At 45.7% G+C, this 6919-nt stretch carries 7 protein-coding genes; 4 read left to right on the top strand and 3 right to left on the bottom strand.

What is annotated here, in order from left to right; translation table 11 throughout:
• Positions 1-310: hypothetical protein (locus tag GK091_RS29260; protein ID WP_164044295.1), on the top strand; the 310-nt coding region annotated here is incomplete at its 5' end.
• 2 nt (positions 311-312) lie between these two features.
• Here GK091_RS29260 and GK091_RS29255 read toward each other — a convergent pair.
• A complete protein-coding gene (locus GK091_RS29255; protein WP_164044294.1) occupies positions 313-1236 on the bottom strand; it encodes a replication initiation protein in 924 nt (307 codons plus the stop codon).
• 656 nt (positions 1237-1892) lie between these two features.
• Between GK091_RS29255 and GK091_RS29250 the strand changes: the two genes are divergently transcribed.
• The 3 genes from GK091_RS29250 to GK091_RS29240 all read left to right on the top strand — a co-directional run bounded on the left by GK091_RS29250 (position 1893) and on the right by GK091_RS29240 (position 3935).
• Positions 1893-2513 carry a BfmA/BtgA family mobilization protein gene (locus GK091_RS29250; RefSeq protein WP_164044293.1) on the top strand — a complete coding sequence of 207 codons (621 nt, stop codon included), beginning with the start codon at positions 1893-1895 and terminating at the stop codon, positions 2511-2513.
• 21 nt (positions 2514-2534) lie between these two features.
• On the top strand, positions 2535-3413 hold the full coding sequence (locus GK091_RS29245; protein WP_164044292.1) for a DUF5712 family protein: 879 nt from the start codon (positions 2535-2537) through the stop codon (positions 3411-3413).
• A gap of 189 nt (positions 3414-3602) precedes the next feature.
• Positions 3603-3935, top strand: coding sequence for a hypothetical protein (locus tag GK091_RS29240; RefSeq protein WP_164044291.1), 333 nt, complete (start codon positions 3603-3605; stop codon positions 3933-3935).
• A 430-nt stretch (positions 3936-4365) separates the two neighbouring features.
• Here the strand turns inward: GK091_RS29240 and nrfD are convergent, their stop codons facing one another.
• Together nrfD and GK091_RS29230 are read right to left on the bottom strand one after the other, a co-directional pair.
• Positions 4366-5796, bottom strand: a complete 1431-nt coding sequence (gene nrfD / locus GK091_RS29235) for an NrfD/PsrC family molybdoenzyme membrane anchor subunit (protein WP_164044290.1) — start codon at positions 5794-5796, stop codon at positions 4366-4368.
• A 166-nt stretch (positions 5797-5962) separates the two neighbouring features.
• Positions 5963-6520 carry a TetR/AcrR family transcriptional regulator gene (locus GK091_RS29230; protein ID WP_164044289.1) on the bottom strand — a complete coding sequence of 186 codons (558 nt, stop codon included), beginning with the start codon at positions 6518-6520 and terminating at the stop codon, positions 5963-5965.
• Between the last annotated feature and the right edge of the window lie 399 nt (positions 6521-6919).

The raw sequence follows: 6919 nt of genomic DNA, 5'->3' as shown, positions 1-6919 counted from the left end.
TGACCCAACTAACGACAATAGCGCATCCAGCAAAGGGAGTAGTCCCGTTACTTGGTCAATACGGGGTGTCGAGCGTGACACGAGAGCTGTGATTGAGAAAGCTGCCGAACGAGCTGGTAAGACTATAGGTCAGTACGTCAATGAAGATATCCGTAGCTTAGTACAAGGTCAACTTACCCAATCTCAATTACCCGCTGCCCCGATTGATATTCAAAACCAGATTGACCATTTAACTAAAATGGTTGAAGGGATTGCTAACCGATTGCCTGAACAAGGCAAAAAATCAGTTTGGCGAAGGCTCTTTGGTTAAATCTATTTGCCCTCCGATTTTGCCTGTAAACCGAACACCTTGGCTGTATAACTGCCCAAGTTCTTCACTTTGCCACCAGCTGCTTTAGCTTGGATATCATAGAGCTGTCGATTAATAATTTCGACTGAGTGTGAAGCTAACACTTGATTGGCCTGATCAACTCGTAATCGAAATTGCTTTACCAATCGCTCATGCAAAGAGGAGGTTTGAACGGGTTCGGGCTTGGCTTGATAAAACACTTCAAATTCTACTTCAACAACCGGTTTTCGCCCTCTTCCGGGACGGTCTCCATAAGTAGGTTTATAATTAAACGTCAGATCAGTATGACCGTTGATTTCTTTACCTGCTACATCCAATACGTTGGTTTTAAATTTGGTCCAATCTGGATAAGTATCTTTACCAGTTTTCTCATCAATGATACCAAGCATATTTTTTAAATCTATGATACTACGCTTAAACGTCTTGTTTTTCATATTCTTGAACATACATAAAAGCTCATAGATCCGCTTGGCATAAGCCGAGTTAAGTGATATTGCCGCAGCTAACTGGATCTTCGTAAATCGTTCGTTTAAATCGACGTAGAAAGGCCTTACTTTTTGAGATAGTTCAATCTCAATGATACCAGTACCTTTTTTGTACTCAGCTGACGCTATAAACGAGCCGTGAAAATAGTTGCCATTTGGAAGAGTAGTTCTAAAAATCCGCCCATTTAGCTTTTCAGTTGCCTTTCTATAAGCTTCAAATTTCAATTCTTCAGAACCTACAATAGTAGCCATGTCTTTAACTGAGACTTGATACATTTTTGTAGGTGGATCTTCTCGCTTGACTTGAGCGACCACCATATAAAACAAGTTTTTCTCTGTCTCTGTCATTTCATACCGAGCAGTAGTCAAAGCGTTATCTTGAAAAATTTCCAGTTTGCTCATGTTTTACTGATTTTCAGACAAATATAAAAACGTAAAACATAAACGCAATTAGTGTTTATGTAATTTCTCTTTCTGCCGACCAAACCTGTGTTTATTAAGCCTATCTCACCGACCAAACCTGTGTTTATTAAGCCTATCTCACCGACCAAACCTGTGTTTATTACCGACCAAACCTGTGTTTATTGAAGTTGTCCACACCTTAATTTATTGTAAATCTGATAGTTATGGACCCTATTCTGGCCTTACAAGAGATTAACAAGAGATATTTGAAATACACAATCACTTGTCTCGCGCGTGAGCACACATGTACGCGCGAGGGAGGCCCTTTGATGAAGTGCTTTGACAGGTACGGTTTAGAAAGTAAAAAGATAAACTAAAAATATAGTTGAAAAGGGAACACAAAACGGGCGTGCGGAAAAGACCAAAAAACAAAGGGCGCGAAGCGAGAAAAACAAAGCGCGAAGCGGTCTTATAAAGAGCAAGCGGGAATTACGCTGCGCGATAATTCATGCTTGCTCTACGAGGTCTCTATGCTCATAATCAATTAGTTAGTAAATAATTGTACAATTAGTTAGTAAGCAAAAAGTATATTTTTAGCAAAAAATGCCTTTTTTTAGCATTTTAAAGCTGTTTTTAATATACTAAGACGCTTAATTATGGATGTTAAAGCAAATAAGTCCGTCCGCTTTGATTCAGATACTGATCTGAAATTCAGTAAGTTAAGTGAAAAGTTAGGCCGTAGTAAGCAGGAGCTTTTTGGGCAGATGGTGGACTACTTCTACAAATCCAAGAAGGATCCGGCTGATCTGAACGACGAGTTGCTCAAGAAAGAGTTAGGCCAAGGCATCAACCGGATCATCTCCTTTATCAAAACGCAGGAGAAAGAAGCCCTCTCGCCGATGCTGGCGGATCTGGCTCAACTCCAACGCAACCTGAACCGACTTAACAGCCAGTACGAACAGTTTTTCCAACAGGACGACAACCAGCAGGTCAGTGGGTTTTTCATTCACACTCAACGTCGGTTGCTCAAAGAGCATCAGATCGAGCGAGAACAGCAGCAGGAGATGGCCAAGAAGCTTGATGATTTGCTCTCAGAGACACGATCTCATCAAAGTGAAGTAAAGACACAGCTCGAAGCCAAGAAGGGCTTAAAAGCGAAGTTTATGGGTATACTCGATCACTATGCCATGCAGCGGGAGTCCTTGAACGCCATCACCCAGGGGCGGTTGATCAAAGAGCTTCATGACAACGCCCGCAGCCAAGTCAACAATCTGTAAGTTTTTATTCCCTTTTCCACCATGCCCCACGTCAACATTACGTCCAGTAGCAGCGGCAGCAATGCCGGCAGTTGTGGCCAGCTCGTCGAGTACCTGGAGAAAGAGAATAACCTGAAAGCCGAGCACAAGGCCGAATTGTGGTTCAACCAAGGGCGTGATGATTTACGCGCTCAGGAGGTACGGTTAGGCATCGACTCAAATACGGCCAAGCTCAAGCAACACGAGGCCAAGTTCTATCTGGTTAACATTAGTCCTTCTCAGAAAGAGCTACAGCATATTGGCAACGACCCCCAGAAGCTGAAAGAGTACGCGCGGGCTGTGATGGCGGAGTACGCGGCCAACTTTCAGAAGGGGTTAGGCCCGGATGATGTGAAGTGGTACGGCAAGGTTGAGTACAACCGGGGCTACAAGTGGACCGATCCGGAAGTGAAGCAGGGGTTGACCCAACGGGGCAAATTAAAGGCTGGCCACCAGATGCACGTTCAGATCATTGTGAGCCGTAAAGACATGCAGAACCAACGGCTCTTGAGTCCAATGACCAACCATCGCGGGCAAGGTAAAAATGCCGAGCATGGTCATAAGTTTGGCCAGTTTAATCGGGTCCAGTTCAAAGAGCGCAGTGAAGCGGCCTTTGATACCCAACTGAACTACCGCCGGGAGTTGGAAGAGAGTTTCCGGTATCAGAATACGATGAGCAACGGGAGTGTTCAGGAACGGGCTGCCATAACGCTGGAACTACGCGATACGCAACACGAACGACAGCAGCAACTGGCCGCCGATCTACGGCGGGCTGAAGAGCTACGGCTAGAGCAGGCCAAAAAAGTAGCCCTAAGCCAAGAACGAGAGTTGCCTTTACAACAGGAGCAGAAACGAAGTCGAGGTTTAGGAATGGGCATGTGATAAACAGGTTTTCTTACGCATAAATCACGGCACTGGCCGCCCGGCTCTACATTAAACGACAGTCTTTATGGGCCGTGGCCCAACATAAGCTGCTTATCATCAAAGATTTGTAACATAGTCTATTCGCGTCAGGTTGGTCAGTCGTTGCCGGACTCATTCTAGCCAGCGAATCACTTTATTCCCTATGATATGAAACTTACCCTGAAACCTACCGAAGTTCCCTTTGCCGTTGGTGATACGGTATGGGTCGATCAACCGTACGGCTCAGTTCATGAATTCGCTTCTTTCCAGGCTACGATCATGCAAATCATCTTAGATGGTGGTATGGCCAATACGCTGGTCATCCGCAAGCCGCAAGAAAACCATGAGTTGGTCATAACCAACGCTATTTATGGTATGAAGCCTGTGGGGGAGCACGCCGGTTCAGCAAGGGTCAATGTTAATGTGCAGCTTCTCCCCTCAGAGGAGAAGTTATTTGCCACCCAACAAGAGCTGTTAGACCATCAAGATCGGACCGAGTGAACCGCTGTAAACGCAAAGTACAAGTCCCGGCTATGCTGTTTTCAGACGTAGCCGGGACTTGTACTATTTTGAGGGGTGTTGTATAACGAACGTTATGTTAATGAAATATTCCGAGATCAACCACCCCATACAACCGCTAAAAACAGGCCGGATTGTACATTGAAAAGGGAAAAGAAATGGCCAATATTATGTTAGGTGGTTATTTGTAGACTACTCTGCTCATTTTAGGAAAATGAGCGTTTTAAGATAATATGTAATCCAAGAATACAAACCATGCAACTCTTGTAACCCATCAAATCAAATAAAAAGTATGGACCTGCTCGGGACCATATTAATGGTGTACGCTTACCCGAACCAAACAATCTTTAGGCTGCTATAGACTAAACTATTTCGCTTGACGATCCATAATCGAACGCGAGGTTTTGCGCCTTCATTCTACCGCCTTGTTGAACGTTGGATGACTGACCCGCTCCCCCTTGGCAACCCCAGACACCGATACGGGTAGAGTTGCCGAAGACGATTTGATAATCGTTTTCACCTCCGCCATATTCACCACTGGCAAGAACTTGGAGAACAGCAAGAATAGGGTGAAAAATAGACCAAACGAGAAGATAAAGTCGCTAATGTCAAATAAGGTGGGGTGAAACATGACCCAACTGGAGGGTAAATAGTCCCGGTGCAGGGAGGTAACCATAATCACAAACCGCTCGAACCACATCCCAATATTGACCACCACTGATAAGACAAACGTCCAGACCACACTCCGACGAACGGAGCGGAACCAGAACAGCTGGGGGGTAATCACGTTACACGTCATCATCGCCCAATAAGCCCACCAATAAGGACCTGTGGCCCGGTTGATGAACACATAGCTTTCAAACTCGACCCCTGAATACCAAGCAATGAAAAACTCGGTTAAGTAAGCTACCCCAACAATCGAGCCGGTCAGGGTAATCACTTTGTTCATTGACTCAATGTGCTCTAAGGTGATGTAGTCTTCCAGTTTATATACCACCCGGATGATTAATACCAAATTCTGCACCATGGCAAAGCCCGAGAAAATCGCTCCCGCTACGAAGTAAGGCGGGAAGATGGTCGTATGCCAGCCTGGAATCACCGAGGTCGCAAAATCCATGCTGACAATCGTATGCACCGATAACACCAGGGGCGTGGAAAGACCCGCCAGAATTAGACTCATATACTCATACCGGGCCCACGTCTTAGCCGACCCATTCCAGCCTAAAGCGAAGGCCCCATAGATGTAGCGGGAGACCTTGCTGCGGGCCCGGTCCCGAATCGTGGCCAGATCGGGTAAAAGACCCATGTACCAGAAGACCAGCGAGACGGTAAAGTAGGTACTGATGGCGAAGACGTCCCAGACCAGGGCCGATTTGAAGTTGACCCATAGTGAGCCATAGGTATTGGGCAGAGGTAGTGCCCAGTAGGCCAACCAGGGCCGACCCATGTGCATCAGGATAAACATAGCGGCACACATAACGGCGAAAATCGTCATCGCTTCGGCGGCCCGGTTGACGGCCGTCCGCCATTTTTGGCGGAACAATAGCAAGATAGCGGAAATCAGCGTACCGGCGTGGCCAATACCGACCCACCAGACAAAGTTGGTGATATCCCAGGCCCAGCCCACGGTTTTGTTCAAGCCCCATACCCCCAAGCCTTCCCACCAGGTCCAAAACACACAGGCGGTCCCGTAGAGCAGCACCAGCAGAGCGACTGTAAAGGCGATCTTCCACTCCCGGGTGGGGCGTCCTTCCACCTGTTTGCTGATATCTTCGGTCACATCGGCATAGGTCTTGCCCCCGGTGACGAGAGGTGGTCTTACAGATGAAACTACATGGGACATAGGTTATTTTAACGTTTTTGACCGATCTACCTAAAAAGCCACTGATGCGCAGGTAGATCAGCTGAGGTTAATGAATTAACTTATGAATAAGAATAGGGTATACTATGCCCCTTTAGGGTTGATTGATCAGGCTGGATAACCCGTAGCACCTACCTGCATTAGGAAGCTAACTAGCCAGATCGAGCGTTTCTAAAAATTGTAAGATTCGCTGTTTTTGCTCATTGGTCAGCGCGTAAAAGCCCAGTACATGAGCGGCCAAAATGGAATCGGCGACCAAAAATAGGATCAACTGAGCCGGTGAACAGTCATTCGGATCGGCCAGTACGTTTTCCTGATACCACTGGCTGAACATCGCCCGATAATGCTCCTGATTCAGAGCTGCTTGCATCATTACCTTTAGCGATCGCTTTTGTTGCGGGTTCGGATTTTCGTTGATGACTGTTCTTAAAAACGCTAGTACGGGGGTGCTGCTAATAGCCAGTTGTTGTTGAAAAGCTTGGTTAAACTGTTGCAAGCGGTCACTAAACAAGGAGTCTACTAGCATTTGTTTTTTGGGAAAATGGTGTACCAGTCCCCCCTTGGTAAGACGGGCTTTTTTGGCCACAGCCTCTAAGCTCATGTTGTCGATACCTTTCTGACTGGCAATCTCCAGGGCCGCATCCAGAATGAGTTGCCGGTTTTCGAGGGGCTCCTTTTTGCGTTTATAGTTATTTATAGTTTTCACGACGTGAAGATACCATACGGTCGGTTTCTTTACAAATTCTGAGCAGTTAATTTTTAATTGCTCAGAACGCCCCTTCTACGCAACGGTTGCCGAACCTTTACCAATTGCGTCGATTCTATTCACCTTGTATCTCAAATCGTTATCTCAAGAATCAACGTCTAGCTTTTAGGGATAGGATTGAGTTTGTGATACTGTTTTTTCTCTCAAATGACAAATTCATGGTTGTATAATCTGACTTATGTTAGTCCAAAGAGGTTGTAAGACAATTTTACTGATTTGTCTTACAACCCTTACTATATGTCTTACAATCTTAGATTTTTGTCTTACACACCTAAATTTTGTCTAATTATGTGTCTTACACATGTAAGACACCCCCATGGAAGACCTCAATTCAACTCC

Source organism: Spirosoma agri, from assembly GCF_010747415.1.
GTDB lineage: Bacteria > Bacteroidota > Bacteroidia > Cytophagales > Spirosomataceae > Spirosoma > Spirosoma agri.
This window is presented reverse-complemented; position numbering and strand designations above follow the sequence as displayed.